At 56.9% G+C, this 18,264-nt stretch carries 17 protein-coding genes; 13 read left to right on the top strand and 4 right to left on the bottom strand.

Translation table 11 applies throughout. The features are described from left to right. The first annotated feature begins 14 nt into the window (after nt 1-14). The 12 genes from hisF (at nt 15) to ybiA (ending at nt 12,742) form a co-directional block, all read left to right on the top strand. A complete protein-coding gene (gene hisF, locus CDUR_RS08515; RefSeq protein WP_179417877.1) occupies nt 15-794 on the top strand; it encodes an imidazole glycerol phosphate synthase subunit HisF in 780 nt (259 codons plus the stop codon). Beyond that, a complete protein-coding gene (gene hisI, locus CDUR_RS08510) occupies nt 791-1,159 on the top strand; it encodes a phosphoribosyl-AMP cyclohydrolase (protein WP_179417876.1) in 369 nt (122 codons plus the stop codon). The genes hisF and hisI overlap by 4 nt, the downstream gene beginning before the upstream one ends. Before the next feature lie 28 nt (nt 1,160-1,187). Beyond that, nucleotides 1,188-1,841 (top strand): TIGR02234 family membrane protein, encoded by a 654-nt coding sequence (locus CDUR_RS08505; protein WP_290207227.1) that lies wholly within the window; start codon nt 1,188-1,190, stop codon nt 1,839-1,841. A 145-nt stretch (nt 1,842-1,986) separates the two neighbouring features. Continuing rightward, the gene (gene trpC / locus CDUR_RS08500) at nt 1,987-2,796 is read left to right on the top strand and encodes an indole-3-glycerol phosphate synthase TrpC (RefSeq protein WP_179417874.1); all 810 of its coding nucleotides are present in this window, start codon (nt 1,987-1,989) and stop codon (nt 2,794-2,796) included. 22 nt (nt 2,797-2,818) lie between these two features. Further along, a complete protein-coding gene (gene lgt, locus CDUR_RS08495) occupies nt 2,819-3,691 on the top strand; it encodes a prolipoprotein diacylglyceryl transferase (protein ID WP_179417873.1) in 873 nt (290 codons plus the stop codon). A gap of 191 nt (nt 3,692-3,882) precedes the next feature. Continuing rightward, nucleotides 3,883-5,385 carry a pyruvate kinase gene (gene pyk, locus CDUR_RS08490; protein WP_179417872.1) on the top strand — a complete coding sequence of 501 codons (1,503 nt, stop codon included), beginning with the start codon at nt 3,883-3,885 and terminating at the stop codon, nt 5,383-5,385. A 170-nt stretch (nt 5,386-5,555) separates the two neighbouring features. After that, nucleotides 5,556-8,159, top strand: coding sequence for an alpha-glucan family phosphorylase (glgP, locus tag CDUR_RS08485; RefSeq protein ID WP_179417871.1), 2,604 nt, complete (start codon nt 5,556-5,558; stop codon nt 8,157-8,159). Between the two features lie 479 nt (nt 8,160-8,638). After that, nucleotides 8,639-9,280 (top strand): ABC transporter permease, encoded by a 642-nt coding sequence (locus CDUR_RS08480; RefSeq protein WP_179417870.1) that lies wholly within the window; start codon nt 8,639-8,641, stop codon nt 9,278-9,280. Beyond that, on the top strand, nt 9,273-10,553 hold the full coding sequence (locus CDUR_RS08475) for an ABC transporter ATP-binding protein (protein ID WP_411763060.1): 1,281 nt from the start codon (nt 9,273-9,275) through the stop codon (nt 10,551-10,553). The genes CDUR_RS08480 and CDUR_RS08475 overlap by 8 nt, the downstream gene beginning before the upstream one ends. After that, on the top strand, nt 10,531-11,286 hold the full coding sequence (locus CDUR_RS08470; RefSeq protein WP_179417869.1) for an ABC transporter permease: 756 nt from the start codon (nt 10,531-10,533) through the stop codon (nt 11,284-11,286). The genes CDUR_RS08475 and CDUR_RS08470 overlap by 23 nt, the downstream gene beginning before the upstream one ends. 2 nt (nt 11,287-11,288) lie before the next feature. Next, a complete protein-coding gene (locus CDUR_RS08465; protein ID WP_233452924.1) occupies nt 11,289-12,263 on the top strand; it encodes a glycine betaine ABC transporter substrate-binding protein in 975 nt (324 codons plus the stop codon). Nucleotides 12,264-12,301: 38 nt separating this feature from the next. Next, nucleotides 12,302-12,742, top strand: coding sequence for a riboflavin biosynthesis intermediates N-glycosidase (ybiA, locus tag CDUR_RS08460; RefSeq protein WP_179417867.1), 441 nt, complete (start codon nt 12,302-12,304; stop codon nt 12,740-12,742). Here the strand turns inward: ybiA and CDUR_RS08455 are convergent. The 4 genes from CDUR_RS08455 to CDUR_RS08440 all read right to left on the bottom strand — a co-directional run bounded on the left by CDUR_RS08455 (nt 12,739) and on the right by CDUR_RS08440 (nt 17,259). Then, nucleotides 12,739-13,590, bottom strand: a complete 852-nt coding sequence (locus tag CDUR_RS08455) for an aldo/keto reductase (RefSeq protein WP_179417866.1) — start codon at nt 13,588-13,590, stop codon at nt 12,739-12,741. The genes ybiA and CDUR_RS08455 overlap by 4 nt on opposite strands. A 62-nt stretch (nt 13,591-13,652) precedes the next feature. Further along, nucleotides 13,653-14,888 (bottom strand): amidohydrolase, encoded by a 1,236-nt coding sequence (locus tag CDUR_RS08450; protein WP_179417865.1) that lies wholly within the window; start codon nt 14,886-14,888, stop codon nt 13,653-13,655. Next, nucleotides 14,885-15,919 carry an RCC1 domain-containing protein gene (locus CDUR_RS08445; protein WP_179419082.1) on the bottom strand — a complete coding sequence of 345 codons (1,035 nt, stop codon included), beginning with the start codon at nt 15,917-15,919 and terminating at the stop codon, nt 14,885-14,887. The genes CDUR_RS08450 and CDUR_RS08445 overlap by 4 nt, the downstream gene beginning before the upstream one ends. Nucleotides 15,920-16,107: 188 nt before the next feature. Beyond that, a complete protein-coding gene (locus CDUR_RS08440; protein ID WP_179417864.1) occupies nt 16,108-17,259 on the bottom strand; it encodes an RCC1 domain-containing protein in 1,152 nt (383 codons plus the stop codon). Nucleotides 17,260-17,655: 396 nt separating this feature from the next. On the opposite strand from CDUR_RS08440, the gene CDUR_RS08435 reads away from it, so the two are divergent. Then, complete coding sequence (locus CDUR_RS08435) at nt 17,656-18,087, top strand: hypothetical protein (protein WP_179417863.1); 432 nt, start codon at nt 17,656-17,658, stop codon at nt 18,085-18,087. The last annotated feature ends 177 nt before the right edge of the window (nt 18,088-18,264 follow it).

Genomic DNA, 18,264 nt, shown 5'->3' with positions numbered 1-18,264 from the left:
AGGAGCGCTGTCTCGTGAGCGTTGCGGTGCGCATCATCCCCTGCCTGGACGTGGACAATGGCCGCGTGGTCAAGGGAGTCAATTTCCAAAACCTGCGCGACGCGGGCGATCCGGTGGAACTCGCCGCGCGTTACGACGCCGAGGGGGCCGACGAACTCACTTTCCTCGACGTCTCGGCTTCCAAGGCGGGGCGCGGCACCATGCTGGACGTGGTGCGCCGCACAGCCGAGCAGGTGTTCATTCCACTCACCGTCGGCGGCGGGGTGCGCAGCGTGGAAGACGTGGACCAGCTGCTGCGCGCCGGGGCGGATAAAGTGAGCGTGAACACCTCCGCCATTGCCCGCCCAGAACTGCTGCGGGAACTCAGCGAACGCTTCGGCGCGCAGTGCATTGTACTGAGCGTCGACGCCCGCCGCGCCACCGGACCCGACGCTGATGACATGCCCAGCGGCTTCGAGGTGACCACCCACGGTGGTTCCCGCTCCGCAGGCATCGACGCCATCGAGTGGGCCCGCACCGGCCAGGAACTGGGCGTGGGGGAGATCCTTCTGAACTCCATGGACGGCGACGGCACGAAAGAAGGCTTCGACCTGGAACTGATTCGCAAAGTCCGGGAAGCCGTGCACCTGCCCATCATTGCCTCCGGGGGCGCGGGCGCAGTGGAGCATTTCCCGCCCGCCGTGGCTGCGGGTGCCGACGCCGCCCTCGCGGCCACCATCTTCCACTTCGGGGAAGTAGCCATCACCGACTGCAAACACGCCATCGCCAACGCAGGATACGAGGTCCGACTATGAGCTCACAGACGCCCGATGATCCCAGTACCTACGAACTGGACCCCACGATCGCGCAGCGCCTGCGCTTCAACGACGCTGGCCTCATACCAGTCATTGTCCAAGCTGCGGGCACCAAAGAAGTGCTCATGATGGCATGGATGGACCAGCATGCCCTGGCCTACAGTCTGGCAACGAGACGCGGCACCTATTTTTCCCGCTCCCGCAACGAATACTGGATTAAGGGCCTGACCAGCGGTCATGTGCAGGAAGTGGTAGGTATTCGCGCGGATTGCGATGGGGATACCCTGCTGATGGAGGTGCACCAAACCGGCGCGGCCTGCCACACTGGGACGCGCACGTGCTTCGACGCGGACCTGTTGGGGTGATGTTATGACCAAAAAACGAATTTCATTCATGGCAAAAGCTTTTGTTGCCGTAGGGGCGGGGGTGCTGTGGGTGTCGTCCCGACTGACCTGGATCAACGTCACAGCCAGTGATGATAAATCCGGGGAAAGCACCCAACCCCTCGTGGGAGCCACATGGTCCACCGAGATCATGGCGCTCAGCCTCCTGTTGCTGGCGGGGTTCGTGGCATCACTGGTGCTGCGGAAAACGGGGCGTCGCGTGGTGGGAATCGTGTGCGCGGTGGCTGCGGCAGCCGCCAGCTGGGCACCACTGGGGTTGCTTGCCGGCGAACCCGACCCGGCGCGGGCGAAAAGTCTGCTCACGTCGGGCGTGGCCACCCAGAATTCCTCCGCGCCCACCACCCTGTCGGACTGGGCGCAGGTGACTGACCTGCACGTGAACGCCCTTGGGCCGTCGTTGGCGTTGCTGGGCTGCGCTGTGGCGCTGGTGGGCGGCATTGTGGTGGCCATGCGCCCAGGTGAAGATACGCCCAAGCGCAACCAGTATGAGACGAAGGCCGCGCGCCGGGAGAAACTGGAGGAGGACTTGGCGGATGCCCCCGAATCGGGGCGGGTGATGTGGGATGCGTTGGATGAGGGGATTGATCCGACGGACATGACGGGTGGGGCGGGTAGCGCCTCCGAGGACGCCCCCACAAGCTGATAGCAAATTAGATAATAATCTGTGATTTCAGCGGCCTGATTTTATGAATGGCGGGTGTGGCCTATAGCCTGGAACGTATTAGCACGACGTTGTTAAATGCGGCCAAGGTCGCCTAAGCCCAATGCGTAAAGGGGTGAGATGTTCCATGACCACAGTTTTTGACCAGTTCCTGGCCGGAGTGCGGGCAGACATCAACGCCCGTGAGGCGCGGCTGTCCTTCCAGGACATAAAGGCGTTGTCCGCATCTGTGCCGCCGCCGCGTGACGCCTTGGGTGCGCTGCTGCAACGTGGTTGTGGGGTGATCGCGGAGATTAAGCGTGCTACACCCGCGAAGGGCACTATTGCATGGTTTGATTCACCTAAGGATGTGGCTGTGCAGTTCGAGGCGGGGGGCGCGCAGGTCATCAGTTGCCATACGGGGCGTCATGGTTATGGCGGATCGTTCCAGGATTTGGATGTGGTCAAATCGGCGGTGGGGGTGCCGGTGATGTGTAAGGACTTGATTATTGACCCGTACCAGGTGCACGAGGCCCGATATTTCGGGGCGGACATGGTGGCGTTGGTGGCTTCGGTGCTGGACCAGTCTCGGTTGGAATCGTTGTTGGACCGTGTGGAGTCGTTGGGCATGACGGCGCTGGTGGAGGTACACACCACTGAGGACGCCACCCGCGCGATCAGTGCCGGGGCTCGCGTGGTGGGGATTAACGCCCGCAATGCGCACACAATGACGGTAGATCGTGACACGTTTTCAGAGATTGCCCCCGGGTTGCCGTCGGGGACTGTTCGGGTTGCTATGTCGGGGGTGCGTACGGTGGCAGATTTGATGAGGTACGCGGGGGCGGGGGCAGATGCGGTGATTGTGGGGGAGGAGCTTGTTACGGCTGCGAACCCCAGGGAGGCGTGCCGTAAACTTGTGGCCGCTGGGCAGCATCCGGCTTGCCCTTCTATGAACTAGTTCCAGAAAAGGCATATCTGCTGTGATTGTGGAAAATCTGAGCCTCATTCCGTCACCCCCGCAAGGTGTGTGGTACCTCGGCCCGATTCCGATCCGCGCCTACGCGCTGTGCATCATCACTGGCATTATCGCGGCGGTGTGGTTGTCGCGGCGTCGATACGTGGCGCGGGGCGGCGACCCTGAAGTGGTGATGGATGCGACGCTGGTGCTGGTTCCGGCTGGCATTATCGGCGGGCGGCTCTACCACGTGATCACCGACAGTGACCAGTATTTTTGCTCCGACTGCAACCCCATGCAGGTGTTCAACATCGCCAGCGGTGGTTTGGGCATTTGGGGCGCGGTGACGCTGGGCACCCTGGCCGTGGCGGTGATGATGCGGGTGAAAAAGCTGCCGTTCGCCCCGCTTGCCGACGCCGCAGCTCCCGGAATCATTCTCGCGCAGGCCATCGGCAGGCTGGGCAACTGGTTTAACCAGGAGCTGTATGGTCGGCCCACGAGCGTGCCGTGGGGCCTGGAGATTTACAACCGCGTGGATGATGCGGGCAAGGTTGCGCCCATGACCGGGCATTCCACCGGCGAGGTGCTGGCGGTGGTGCACCCCACCTTCCTCTATGAGATGTTGTGGAACCTGTTGATTTGCGCGGTGTTGTTGTGGGTGGATCGCCGCTTCCGCATGGATCGCGGGCGGCTGTTTGCCCTGTATGTGGTGGGGTACACCCTCGGTCGGTTCTGGATTGAGCTGATGCGTTCCGACGCCGCAACACTCATCCTGGGGTTACGTGTGAACACCATCGTGTCGGCCGTGGTGCTGCTGGCGGGGGTGGCGTATCTGGTGATTACCCGGCGACGAGGGGAGAAGAATACGGGCGTTACAGGCGATACAAGCACAGTGTGACCAGTATCGCGTGTGGCGGAATTCTCACTGCGCATCCCATCTTTATGCCCGTTTATTTTTGATTATCCCTGCTTATTTTCGCCAAGATGTGGTTTTTCGGTCATGGGTTTGGTGGGCAAACATGATTATTATCCCCCTCAGCGGGCGTTTCTGTGTGGCTTGTGGGGCCAAAGGTGGTTAGGGTGGGAGGCGTGGATAGACGAACAAAAATTGTGTGTACGCTGGGTCCAGCCGTCGCAAGCAAAGAGGGAATCCTCGGTCTTGTGGAAGCCGGCATGGACGTCGCCCGGATGAACTTCTCTCATGGCGACCATAAAGATCATGAGCAAAACTACGAATGGGTTCGTGAAGCAACCGACGAGACCGGTCGCGCCGTAGGCATCCTTGCAGACTTGCAGGGGCCAAAGATCCGCCTGGGGCGCTTCGTCGATGGGGAAGCCTACTGGAACGATGGTGAGATTGTTCGCATCACCGTTGATGACGTCCCCGGTACCCATGACCGCGTGTCCACCACCTACAAAGGGCTGGCCAAAGACGCCAAGCCCGGCGACCGCCTGCTCGTGGACGATGGCAAAGTTGGCCTCGTCTGCGTTGAAGTAGACGGCAACGATGTGGTCTGCAAGGTTGTGGAAGGCGGCCCCGTCTCCAACAACAAGGGCGTGTCCCTGCCGGGGATGGATGTTTCCGTCCCGGCCCTCAGTGAAAAAGACATTGAAGACCTCCGCTTCGCGCTGAAACTCGGCGTGGACATGGTGGCGCTGTCCTTCGTTCGCTCCCCGGCGGACGTGGAACTAGTGCACCAGGTCATGGATGAAGAGAAGCGTCGCGTCCCTGTGATCGCCAAGCTGGAGAAGCCGGAAGCCGTGGATGCGCTGGAATCCATCATCCTGGCCTTCGACGGCATCATGGTCGCCCGTGGCGACCTCGGTGTGGAAGTTCCGCTGGAGGAAGTTCCGCTGGTTCAAAAGCGCGCCATCCAGATCGCGCGTGAAAACGCCAAGCCGGTGATCGTGGCCACCCAGATGCTGGACTCCATGATTGAAAACTCCCGCCCGACTCGCGCCGAAGCCTCCGACGTGGCTAACGCCGTGCTCGACGGTGCCGACGCCGTGATGCTCTCCGGCGAAACCTCCGTGGGCCGCGACCCGCAGAACGTGGTGTCCACCATGTCCCGCATCGTCAAGTCCGCAGAGGCCGACGGTGAAGTCCCGCAGCTGTCCCACATGCCGCGCACCAAGCGCGGCGTGATCTCCTACTCCGCCCGCGATATTGCGGAGCGCCTGAACGCCAAAGCCCTTGTTGCGTTCACCACCTCTGGCGATACCGCCCGGCGAGTGGCCCGCCTGCACACTCATCTTCCGCTGCTGGTGTTCACCCCAAACCAGGAGGTGCGTTCGCAGCTCGCCCTGACGTGGGGTGCGCAGACGTTCCTGTGCCCGGTGGTGGATAGCACCGACTCGATGATGCGCGAAATTGATGAGGCATTGCTGGCCATGGATGAGTACAACCGCGACGACATGATGGTTGTTGTTGCCGGTACTCCTCCCGGAGTGACCGGTAATACCAACATGATTCACGTTCACCCACTGGGTGAAGATCTTCACAGGAATGTGAAAGAGGATTTAAATAAGACCACTAAAGAAACGGCGAAGAAAGAGTCCAAAAAGGCTAAGCCTGCGGTAAAGAAGAGGTAAAAATTCCGCTGGTATTCACGTGATCTTCGTTGATCACTGCACAAAGTAGAATCGGTCCATCTTTGTGGTAATAACCACCACAACAGTGAAGATGGGCCGATTTGATATTTCTCACGTCGAGAGGTTTTTATTAAGTGGCATCGGGGGACTGAATTGGATAAATTAGAGGGGTGAAATCTTCCGGCACTGTAAAAGTAGCACATAATATTCCATCAGCGCTGCGTCCGTTGTGGCGTCTGGCGCTCAACTTGCGGTGGTCATGGCGCCCCGAGACTCGCGAACTGTTCCGTAGCATCGACCCTGAGTTGTGGGATGCGTTGGGGGATAACCCCAAGGAACTGCTCCAGCGCGTGCATGTGGACCGCCTCCGTGAACTCGCCGCCGATGACGGCTTCCTCGGTAATGTCCGCAAGGAAGCCGACAATCTCGACCACTACCTGCAGGAACCCTTGTGGTTCCAAAAGACCTACAGCAAACAGAACAGCGGCACAGGCCGCAGCTCCACCGACCCCATCGCCGCGTACTTCTCAATGGAGTTTGGCATTGACCCCACCCTGCCGATTTACTCGGGCGGCCTGGGCGTGCTCGCGGGTGATCACATGAAATCCGCCTCTGACCTAGGTATTCCGCTGATCGGTGTGGGTCTTTTGTACTCCTACGGCTATTTCTCGCAGTCTCTGTCCGGCGATGGCTGGCAGGAAGAAAACTACGAGTATCACGATCCTCGCGATCTTCCCGTGTCGCCAGTCCTGGGTAAAGACGGCAAGCAGATCACCGTCACCGTTGCCTTCCCTGACCACCGTGACATTGTGATTGCGTTGTGGGTGGCTGAGGTTGGCCGCGTGCCGCTGCTGCTTCTGGATACCAACATTGAAGAAAACCCCGTTGACCTGCGGGATGTGACCGACCGTCTGTACGGCGGCGACTCGGAACACCGCATCAAGCAGGAACTGGTGCTAGGTGTTGGCGGCGTGCGCGCCGTCAACGCTTTCTGCGATGCCCGTGGCCTGGCACGTCCGCGCGTTGCCCACTTGAATGAGGGACACGCTGGTTTCCTGGGCCTGGAGCGTATCCGCGAACGCATGAACGAGGGCTTGGATTACGACGCCGCGTTGGCTCAGGTCCGCGCCACCAACATCTTCACCACCCACACCCCCGTTCCCGCTGGTATTGACCGCTTTGATATTGAGCTGGTCCGCCGCTACCTGGGTGCAGGTAATGAGGAATCTCGCCACCTGTGTCCGAACGTCCCCATCGAAGAAGCCATCAAACTGGGTGTGGAGTCAGACCCGAATCGCTTCAACATGGCCCACATGGGCCTGCGGCTGTCACAGCATGCGAACGGCGTCGCTAAGCTGCACGGTGAAGTATCGCGTGAGATGTTCGCCAGCCTGTACCCCGGCTACGTCGACGAGGAAGTGCCGATTGGGTCCGTCACTAACGGTGTGCACCTACCCACCTGGGTGAAGCCAGAGATGATGAGCATTATTGAGAAGGTCTCCGGCAATGCTGACCTTGCCGTGGCAGACAGCTGGGACTTCCCGGATGCCGTGAACGATGAAACCTTGTGGGAGGCTCGCAACAAGCTACGCGCCGACCTGGTGAACGTGGCCCGCGAGTCTGTGCATGATTCCTGGGCACACCGTGGCCTGCCCGATGCGCAGCTGCACTGGACCAAGCGCGTACTCGATCCGAACACCCTGACCATTGGTTTCGCACGTCGCGTGTCCACCTACAAGCGCCTGACCCTGATGCTGCGTGACCCGCAGCGTCTGCGCAGCATCCTGCTCAACGAAGAGCGCCCCGTGCAGTTCATTATTGCAGGTAAAGCCCACCCCCACGACATGGGCGGCAAGAAACTCATGCAGGAGATCGTGCGCTTTGCCGACGACGCGGGTCTGCGCGACCGCTTCCTGTTCCTGCCCGATTACGACATCGAACTGGCTGGCTACCTCATCTCCGGCGCGGATATTTGGTTGAACAACCCCATCCGCCCGCAAGAAGCCTCCGGCACCTCTGGTATGAAGGCTGTGATGAACGGCTGTCTCACCCTCTCCATTTCCGACGGCTGGTGGGACGAAATGCCGCAAGAAGACCACGGCTGGACTATCCCCACCGTGGAATCCCACGACACGGACTACCGCGACCACCTGGAAGCGCAGGCCCTGTACGACCTGATTGAGCACGAGATCGCGCCGAAGTTCTACGACCGCGATGCCGATGGCCTGCCTCGTGAATGGCTGCAGTGGGTGCGTCGTTCCCTGGTGGACCTTTCACCAATGGTCACTTCCACCCGCATGCTGCGCGATTACGTGGAAGGGTACTACCGTCCCGCCGATGAGGGTGCCCGCCGGGTAACCGCAAGTCCTAAGGTTGCTCAGGAGTACGTCCAGTGGACCAAGCGCGTTCAAGAAGGGTGGGACAGCATTCAGCTGTCCAACCTGATGTGTAACGGCGAAGCTGCGCCGAACGCCGGTGAGACACTTGCGGGTGACCCGATCCGACTGTCCGTTGATGTGAGCCTGGGTGACCTCGCGGGCAAGGATGTGCTGGTGCAGGCCATCATTGGTATTTCAGATCCGGAGAATCCTGAGGAATTAGTGCAGCCGTCGCTGATTTTCGATATGAAAGACAGTTCCGGCAAAGGCCGCTATGAAGTGGAAATCGGCAGCGATGTACCCGGCGAGTTTGGGTACACCATTCGCGTCGTTCCGAACCATGAATTGTTGGTTTCCCCGGCCGAGCTGGGTCTGGTGAAATACTACAGCGAGTAGTTTCTTACGCTCTGTGAGCGTGCTGCTGCACCCCGTCTGATTTATGAACAATCAGGCGGGGTTTTGCGTGGTTGTGTTGCGGGGGAGCGCGGGATGCTATGTCGTAGAAAAAGGAACCAGCGTTACCTAAAAATCACCAGCAGGCTACAAATGTGACACATCTCTCTATTTTGGGATTTTATGGTAGGTTGACAGGTAGTTGCTGTCATACAAGACTTGCCTATCAATGTTGCGATAACCTGCAATTAATCTTATTGGAATCGCCGTATTTTTCATTGCTCAACAATGTAGGCATTGTGCGAATTGTTAAGTTTGTCACTCGAAAGTAGTAATTGTGCAGCAGGGGTGTGGCGGAGTGGGGTTTAACATCGGGTATGGGGTGACGGGGACTCATCCTCCTTGGTTTCTGTTCCCCCAACGTTTTCATTCGACGTTTTCATCAGTGAGAAATACTCCCTGATCATTCAGGAACTTATGCCATGATTCAGTTTGTTTCGCAACGGTGGAATCAGATAATGCTGAATAGTTGGCAGCATCTGAGTCTCGTTGTTCAATGTCTTGTTTTGGCCACTGTTATTGCACTTGTTGTTGCTGCAGTGTGTTATCGAAGTACTTTTTTAACGTCTGTTGCCAATAATGTCTCGGCCGTGGGATTAACCATTCCGTCTTTTGCACTGATTGGTTTGCTCATCATCCCATTGGGCTTCGGTGTTGCTCCGGCGGTGGCCGTGGTGACCTTCTTCGCCGTGCTACCCATTTTGCGCAACGCCGTCGTCGGCCTCACGGAAGTGGATCCGGCGCTGGTGGAGGCTGCCCGCGGCGTCGGCATGAGCCGCGTAGCCACGTTTTTTCGGGTGGAGCTTCCACTGGCCTGGCCGGTGGTCATCGCCGGTATGCGCATTTCCGCCCAGATGACCATGGGTATTGCCGCTGTTGCAGCCTACGCTCTGGGGCCCGGCCTTGGCGGCTACATTTTCTCTGGCCTCTCCCGCCTAGGCGGAGCCAATTCCTTCGAGTCAGTAGCCACCGGTGTCATTGCCGTTGTCATCCTGGCTCTTCTTCTCGACGCGGCCTTGATTGTTATGGGTCGCCTGACTACCTCAAGGGGTATCCGTGTCTAACCCAACTGTCTCCCAAACAACAGACAACGCAGTAACCGAAATAACAGGTGCCGAGGAAGGCGGCGCCGCAATTTTGATTGACAACGTAACCAAGCGTTACGGCGGTAAGAAAGGCGCTGCTAAGAAGGCCGCAGTGAACCAGCTGACCCTGGAAATCCCAGCAGGCGCGGTGGTGATGTTTGTTGGCCGCTCTGGGTGCGGCAAAACCACCACGCTGAAAATGATCAACCGCCTGATCGAACCCACCGAGGGCAAAATTGTGATCAACGGCGAGGACGTGACCCACATGAATGGGGATAAACTTCGCCGTGGCATCGGGTATGTGATCCAGGCGGGTGGTTTGCTGCCGCACCTGACCGTCGGCGCGAATATCGCCATGGTGCCCAAGATGCTGGGCTGGGACAAGCAGCGTATCGCCGAACGTGTCGATGAGCTGCTGGAACTTATTTCCCTGGACCCAGATCTGTACCGAGACCGTTACCCGAAGGAACTGTCGGGCGGACAGCAGCAGCGCGTGGGGGTGGCGCGCGCCTTGGCTGCGGATCCGCCGGTGCTGCTCATGGACGAGCCTTTCGGTGCGGTTGACCCGATCACTCGCCAGAAACTCCAGGACGAGCTGATCAGCATCCAGTCCGAGCTGCACAAAACCATCGTGTGCGTCACCCACGATTTCGATGAGGCGGTGAAGCTAGGGGACTGGATCGCCATTTTCGACGATGGTGCACGCATTGTGCAGTACGACACCCCTGAGCGTATCCTGGCGGAACCCGCTGACGAGTTCGTGGAGGAGTTCATCGGCTCCGGCGCTGGCCTGAAGCAGTTGAACCTGACGCATATTCGGGACGTCGAATTGCTTCCCGCCGTCACCGGGCACCCGGGCCAGGACCCGAAGGAACTTGCGCACCTCGCCGACCAGGCGGGGCATGGACACGTAGTGATCCTGGATGACAAGCATCGGCCGCTGTCGTGGATTCCCCGCGAACAGCTGAACACCATACGGTCCATTCCCAGCCACGTCGACCCCGATCTGCCGGTGGTATCCACCCACTCCACGCTTAATGACGCCCTGGACACCATGTTGGTGGCCAGCACCGGTGCCGCGCTGGTTGTGGGTCCACGGCAGTACTTTCAGGGCGTCATCAATGTGGAAACAGTGATGCAGGCCATCACTGAGCTGCGGGAAACCCAGCCGAAAGAGGATGCTCCGGTGGGTGTGAACGCGGACGCGGTAGAGGAAGCAGGGGAGAGCGATGACCACGACAACAACCTCTGACCGGCCCGATTCCAGACGCTGGTTGGGTCTGCTTGCCCAACCCACGTTGGTGCTGTTGGCGATAGGTGCCGTGCTGGTTTGGATTACCCGTGCCGATCTCACCGAGACCGAGCGGGTGACGCTCACCATTCCTTACCTATGGGATCTGACCGTGCAGCACCTGAAGCTGACGGTGGTGGCGGCGGCCGTCGTCCTCGTCATTGCTATTCCACTGGGCATTGTGCTTACGCGCAAACCGCTGCGGTGGTTGGCTAACCCAGTGATGATGCTGGCTAACCTTGGCCAGGCAGCGCCCGCCATCGGACTAGTGGTGTTGTTTGCCTTCTGGCTGGGCTTCGGTTTCGACGCCGCCGTGGTCGCCCTGATCCTGTACGCGTTCCTGCCGGTGCTGAAAAACACGATGGTGGGCCTGGATTCCGTCGATCCAGCGCTGATTGAAGCCGGGCGAGGCATGGGCATGAGCGCTTTGTCAGTGCTGTTTCGCATCGAACTGCCCCTCGCCGTGCCGATCATGCTGGCGGGCATCCGCACCGCATTGGTGCTGCTTGTGGGCACCGCCACCCTGGCGACCTTCGTCGATGGTGGCGGGCTGGGCATCCTTATCACCACGGGAGTGAACCTGGCGTTAGACCGTGTACTGATCACTGGATCGCTGCTCGTGGCGCTCTTGGCGTTGCTTGTGGATTGGGTGGCCCGCGTCTGCGAGCACACCCTGCGGCCGAAAGGACAATGAGAATGCTAAAAAAGATCTCCCTCTGCTGCGTCATGCTCTTTGGCCTGGGGCTGTCCGCCTGCGGCCTGCAGCCCTCCACGTCAACAGTGCCCGCCATGACGGAAGGGTCCATCAAGCCAGTCGCCAATGCTCATGACGAATCTATCACCATCACCTCAAAAAACTTCACCGAACAGATTGTTCTGGGAAAAATCGCTGTGCTCATAGCCAAAGCATCCGGTTTTGATGTCACCGACATGACCAACGTGCCGGGCTCTCAACCCTCACGCAACCTCATGGTGTCAGGGCAGGCTGACCTGGCTTTCGAATACACCGGCACTGCCTGGCTCGCATACCTGGGACACGAAGGCGGCATCCCCGACAAGCAGAAGCAATGGCAGGCTGTGCACGACGCGGACCTGGCCAACGGCCTGACCTGGGGACAGCCCGCGCCGCTCAATAACACCTACGCCTTTGCCGTCCGGCCGGAATTCGCAAAACAGCACAACATCTCTAAGCTTTCTGACATTGCCTCTGTTCCCGTGGAGGAGCGCACTATGTGCGTGGAATCGGAATTTAACTCCCGCGTTGATGGCCTGAATCCCATGTTGAAACTCTACGGAATCCCACGCGGAACCCCCGACGGTGTCCCGGAGGGAAACATCTCCCTTATGGACACCGGCACCGTCTACCAGGCAACAGCAGACGCATCCTGCAACTTTGGTGAAGTATTCACCACCGATGGACGCATCCAATCCCTGAACCTGGTGATCCTGGAGGACGACCAGCATTTCTTCCCCGCCTACAACGCGGCACCTGTGTTTAATACCGAGTTCCTGAACAAACACCCCGAACTCGCGGAACGCTTCGCCCAGGTCACTCCGTTGCTTGACGATGACACCATGCGTTCCCTCAACCTCAAAGTTGATGTGGAAGGCGCCGACCCAGGTCAAGTCGCCTACGACTGGATGGTGGAGAAAGGATTCATCGGAAAGTAGAGCCAGGGAGTAAAAGCTTATCTGCTACCGTCGGTGGTATGGATACAATTTACTTCTACACAGCAAATGACCCGTACGGTGAGCTATCCAACTTCGCCCGCTACGGGTTTTACAAAGATGACGTTTACTGGCGCACCGCAGAACATTACTTCCAGGCGCAGAAATTTGAGGATGAAAAACTCCGCGAAAAAATCAGGCGCACCCCATCGCCGTTGAAAGCCGCTGGTATCGGTCGCGATAGAAGCAACCCCTTGCGGGCTGACTGGGAGGAGGTTAAGGACGACGTCATGTATACCGCCGTCCTGGCAAAGTTCCAGCACAACAAGGACCTAGCAGAACTATTGCTGGCTACTGGAGATGCCATGCTGGTTGAGCACACCGGCAAAGATGCCTATTGGGGAGACGGCGGTGATGGTTCCGGTGTGAACCGGCTTGGTGGCATCCTCATGCGCGTGCGAGAGGAATTGTCCTCACCTTAAGTGTCGAACTTCACTCCGCTAAGAAGCGTCACAGCAGATACGTCATTGTGGTCGATAAACAGGCTGCTGCCGGTATCCAGGGTGGAGATGGTGTTCATTTGGGCGTCGGAAAGCGTGAAGTCGAACACGTTGATGTTCTCCTCAAGGCGTTCGCGGCGCGCGGACTTCGGAATTACCACAACCCCACGCTGGATCAGCCAACGAAGTACTACCTGTCCCACGCTTTTACCGTGCTCCTCAGCGATGGCGGCGAGTGTGGGATTGGTGAACAAATCGTTCTTTCCCTCAGCAAACGGCCCCCAGGATTCGATCTGAACGTTGTACTCCTGCATAACCTTCTGGGCCTCCACCTGCTGGTGGAAGGGATGAGTTTCCACCTGGTTCACGGCTGGGGTGATCTCATTGTGCAGGATCAAATCCACGAGGCGGTCTGGGTAGAAATTAGACACACCCACCGCGCGGGACAGGCCCTCCTTGTTGATGTTCTCCAGAGCGCGCCAGGAACCATAGACGTCACCCATGGGTTGGTGGATCAAGTAAAGGTCCAGGTAATCCAGGCCCAAGCGTTCCAGGGAACGCTCAAAAGCAGCGCGGGCGGGTTTCTCGCCGGCGTCTTGAATCCACACCTTGCTAGTGATGAACAGTTCGTCGCGGGGAATGCCGCTGGCTGCAATGGCACGGCCAACGGCTTCTTCATTTCGGTACGAGGCCGCAGTGTCAATGGAGCGGTACCCAAGCTCCAGAGCTTCCGACACCACGCGTTCGCATTCGCCGGGTTCGGTGAGTTGATACACGCCAAGACCAAGGATGGGCATCTCGACGCCGTTATTCAGGGTTACGGTCTGCATACTTTACCTTTCTACATAAAGACCAACGGTCTGTGTGGCGGGGCTTTCAAGCCTAACGTTGTTTACACGGCTAGGTAGGCCAACACCGCAGCCAGCGCCGCGCGATTAGATGCGGACACCACCGGCTCATAGTCAGGAAGGAAATCGGGCATGTGGTTGCCCGGTGCATCAGCATCATCGGAGTTTGCGCCGATCAACCAGAAAAAGTAGGGCACTCCGAACGCGCGTGGCACCTCGGAAAAATCCTCCGACGCGGTCCAGCGTTGGGCATCCACGGAGGCGTCGTCAAACACGGCGTCGAAAAGCGGGCGAACCTTGCCGAACACCTCGGGGGAGTTGTCGGTGAGTTCGCCGTGGTTGGAGTACGTGAACGTGGGTTCCTTCTCGCATCCGGAGGCGATACACTCGCCGCGCACCACCCGCTCGATGGCGGCGTAGGTGCGGGCCTTCACATCATCATCGTAGAAACGGCAATTGAGCACCAGGGTGGCGCTGCCAGGAATGGTGTTGTTCGTATGGCCCGAGGTTAGTGTGCCCACCGTCACCACCGCGAAATGTTCGGGTGAGACTTCGCGGCCCACAATGCCCTGCAAACGCACCACAATCATCGCCGCAAGAAATGTTGGATCGATAGAGTCGTGCGGCATTGAGCCGTGTGCCGACCGCCCAAAAAGCTCAATGGTAATCGTGTCGCAGGCAGCCAGGGCGGGCCCCGGCATGCTCATAATTTTCCCCGCTTGGCCTGCCACAATGTGCTGGCCGAAACACACATCCGGTGTGGGAATGCGGGAGGTCAGGCCATCCGCAACCATTGCGGCCGCGCCACTTGCTGTTTCCTCTGCAGGCTGGAACAGGGCTATGAACGTGCCCTGCCAGCGGTCGCGGGACTCGTTGAGGATCTGGCACAAGCCCAGTAGGGCAGTGGTATGCATGTCATGCCCGCAGGCGTGCATCCGGCCCTCATTTTTCGACGCAAACGGCACACCCGTGGCCTCCTGAACCGGTAGGCCATCAAAATCCGCACGGAACAACACCGTCGGGCCTTCGCCGTTGTGGAAAAGAGCAACAATCCCGTGCCCGCCGATGTTGGTGATGACCTCGCAGTCAAACTCCCGCAGCTTGTCCTGAATAAAACCCGCGGTTTCCTTTTCCTCACCAGACAACTCCGGGTACGCATGCATGTGTTCGTAGAACCTTCGCTGCCACTGCGTATCGACGCCGTGGTGGTTAATAAAGTCCGCTAGGGTACTGTGTGCGTCGCCGTGTGCAGCGTGGGTGCCTGCGTCGTGTGTGCTCATGGAGTTAAGGCTACCGTCAAACCTTCCACCTTGACGGGGACAGCCGAATCCGTGGTGGTTCCGTTGCCCAGCTCGCCGTTTTCGTTCCTACCCCAGCACCAGAAAGCGCCTTCAGTATCCACGAAGCAGGTTCTGCCAGGGGCGGTTGCCACGGTAACTGCCTTGAAATTCTCAATGTTTCTGTAATTGGCGGGAATCCCAAAGCCGCGCAGGGGTTTATTTCCATCGACAATGCCGCCGTAGTATCCACCCCAACACCAGGGAACTTGCCTATCATCCACCACACACGTGTGACGCGACGTTGTATCCATACTGGTCACTTTTAGCTTTGACAGATCGACTGATTTACCAGTTTTAGCATCTTCGCCGGTCTGGCCGAGGTTATTGATTCCCCAGCAATGAGGTGTCCCATTGGTTTCTACAACACAGTTAGTTCCCCTACCGGTAGTGAGCAGGGCAGCAGTAATACCTTCAACCTTTGTGGGGGTGTCACTGGGATGATCAAGGGGAATACTGGAGTTGTTACCAGTTTCCCAACAATAGAGAGAATGATCCAAAGATACTGCACAGCCGTTGCTTGAGGACCCACCACCAGACTGGAATTTAATGTCCCCCATTCGCTTAGCTATGCCTTCCTGTTCCTCGCACCAAAGCAGGTCGTCTGAGTCCACAAAACAGCCATAGCCAGCGCGTTTGAACTTCTTATCTGTAGGCAGCCCGGCATGTTTTTCTACCGGAACATTATCTTTGTCGGCATCGTCTCGATTACTTCGTGTTATGCCCCAGCACTGAACACCGCCTGCATCATCCGTCACACATGTGCGTCCATCTGAGGTAATGGAAATCGAGGTTGCCTTCAAACCAAGTATCACCTTTCTCTCCGGGAAAATTTCATCGGAGGCATAGCCAAGTCCGAGATTGCCGGAAGCATTGGATCCCCAACACCATACCTTGTTATTATCATCAATGGCGCAAGTATAGGTATCACTCACGGCGATACGTTGGGAAGGAATATCGTCAATTACCATCATAGGTGTCTCATGAACAGGAGCAGTAGGCGGTACTGATTCCGTTATGTCGGTTTGTGCCTTAGGGGCTGCGGTAGAGATGGGGAGAGCTGCGCTAAAGCTAGCTATGACAAACAGCGCAGCGAGGATTCGCACGATCCTCGTGACAATAGTGCGCACGGTGTTCCCTTTCTTGACAATGCGGTCGGTTTTTAATCGCTAAACGAACTGGTAAGGCGAATATTCTCGATCTTCTTCATCGAAAAATCATGTGGATCGCCTGGAGAAATAAGCCGATGATAATCCTTTGTGCACCACGTATAACCAGCTTTGTCTGCAATACATGCCTTATCTTCTATCCGAAGCAGTTGGGCGGATGGAAGAGTGGATTTTCTTGGAATTTCGGGATGATTAATATCTGTAGTTTCGCCAAGATCGTCACGGAATTTTCCCCAGCACCAACTGTTCCCAGAAGCATTAAGAACACAGTTTGTATTGTCATCAGTCGTTATATCAGTAACGTCGGCCGGTAGTTTTTCCACCTTAGTTGGGATTGCTGTTGATCCTGGAGTGTCTGATCCAAGTTGGCCAAAGTAATTGTCTCCCCAGCAAAAAACTTCACCCGCGGTATCCAGGGCACATGCGGAACGACCGACAGCAACCTTCTGGGCAGTGATCCCATGAATGAGAATGGGGCTGTCAGAATACTCTGGTTCGTAGGAGCCAAGAATTCCATCTTGATTATTTCCCCAACACCATACTTTGTTTCCAAGGTCAACAGCGCAGCTGGTAGAACCTGACGTGTGAATATCCTTCACCTTGATGCTGGGAATCTTCTTTCGATATTGCATTGCTTGATCGGTGTGTTCCAGTCCCCATTCCCATAGATTGTCGTTAGTATCTATCACCTGGACTTTCCCATTAATAAGTTGAACCTTTTTGGCTTGCATACCGATCTTTTTTGGCGCAGTGATAGTTGGCTTGTCGTCATTTTCTGTTCCATTTTTAGTTCCCCAGCACCACAACTCGTTATCTAAGGCTATGATGCATACTGAATCTATGGAAGCTGACACTGCTTTAGCTTCTACGCCCTCAATCTTTTCTGGGACTTTAGAGTAAAGGGGGGTTGGCACATAGTGGATGTCATCCCTTTCTGGAGGGTCGCTCCAACACCACACAGAATTATCAGAGTTGACGGCGCACTTTGTTGTAGATGAGACGGAAAGTCGATCGTCCCATTGGTTTGCTGGTACATCTCGTGCCTGCTGTGCTTGGGCAGGGTGAGTGAATAGGGAAGTAGTAGGCGCTGTCAGTATTCCTAAGAGAATAAGAGTGATGGTGACTATTATGCGTACGCGTGTCATGTGTGACCTCCGCAGTTGCTGTTGGCTGAAGTGTCATTTTGACTGGTAGAAGCGGTAAAACATGTGAGCGCTTCCGATAATTTGATAATAATCATCTGGGAGGAACGTTTGATATGGTTAGCAAAATAGATGCCACTATCATGAAAAATTTTTCATCAACTAAGGCTCCTTTTGGGGGTAGTTGAACTGGTGGATCCTGAACTAGCTATAACTGATCATCCTGGGTGGGTATGCTTACTTTTGATTGTAGAAATATTGCTTTTGTTGATAGGGTACAGGTGTGCCTGCAAAGATTGGCCAGTAGATATAGAGGAACGAAAGAGATCTGATTTTTCCTGGTAGAAGGCGAAAGTTAATCAATTGTATTCCAGCTATTGAGGATAGAGGTGATCTCACATGGCTAAAGTGAAAGACATCAATCTTCACGTTGTGCCTATGTATGGGCAAGTTCAGTTTTTCGGGGAGGGAGACGAGTATCCCGAATGGGGAGATGAAGGGGTTGCTGTTTCTAGCGCTGCGGCCACGTTTCTTGGGATGCCTGATGTTGAGACATGTTCTGTGTCTCTTCACATCTATGACGAGTATGAAGAGGTCGCAGATGTTTTCTATGAGTCCATGATCGCTATAGGGATGAATGGACTGGAAGTCGCTTATGTCGAGGCATCAAGCGAGCCTGGTTCCGAGGGGGTAATGGGGACATGCTATTTACTGCCGTGGCGAGGGGAAGGTGCATTAAAGTTCGTAGCACCTGATGGGTTTGTTGAGGGTGCCCCTGGTTTTCCTGTTCCCCGCAGTGTGAGTGTGCATGTGATGCCTAGCCACGCATAGACGTGGAAGTTCAAGGGGGCTTCGATCTTTGGGGGAAACGGAAATGGTGGCTGATGCCAGGCGATGACTATATAGATTTATTTCTTAAACTTGATTCGCTTATCGAACATGGTCCTCCTTGCCGGGATAATGTTTGGGGAAGGTGCAACGTTCTGAAAATAGCTACGCTTTTGCGGT

It is taken from the genome of Corynebacterium durum, assembly GCF_030408675.1.
Taxonomy (GTDB): Bacteria; Actinomycetota; Actinomycetes; order Mycobacteriales; family Mycobacteriaceae; genus Corynebacterium; species Corynebacterium durum.
Note: the sequence above shows the minus strand (reverse complement) of the source record. Positions and strands in the feature narration are given on the sequence as shown.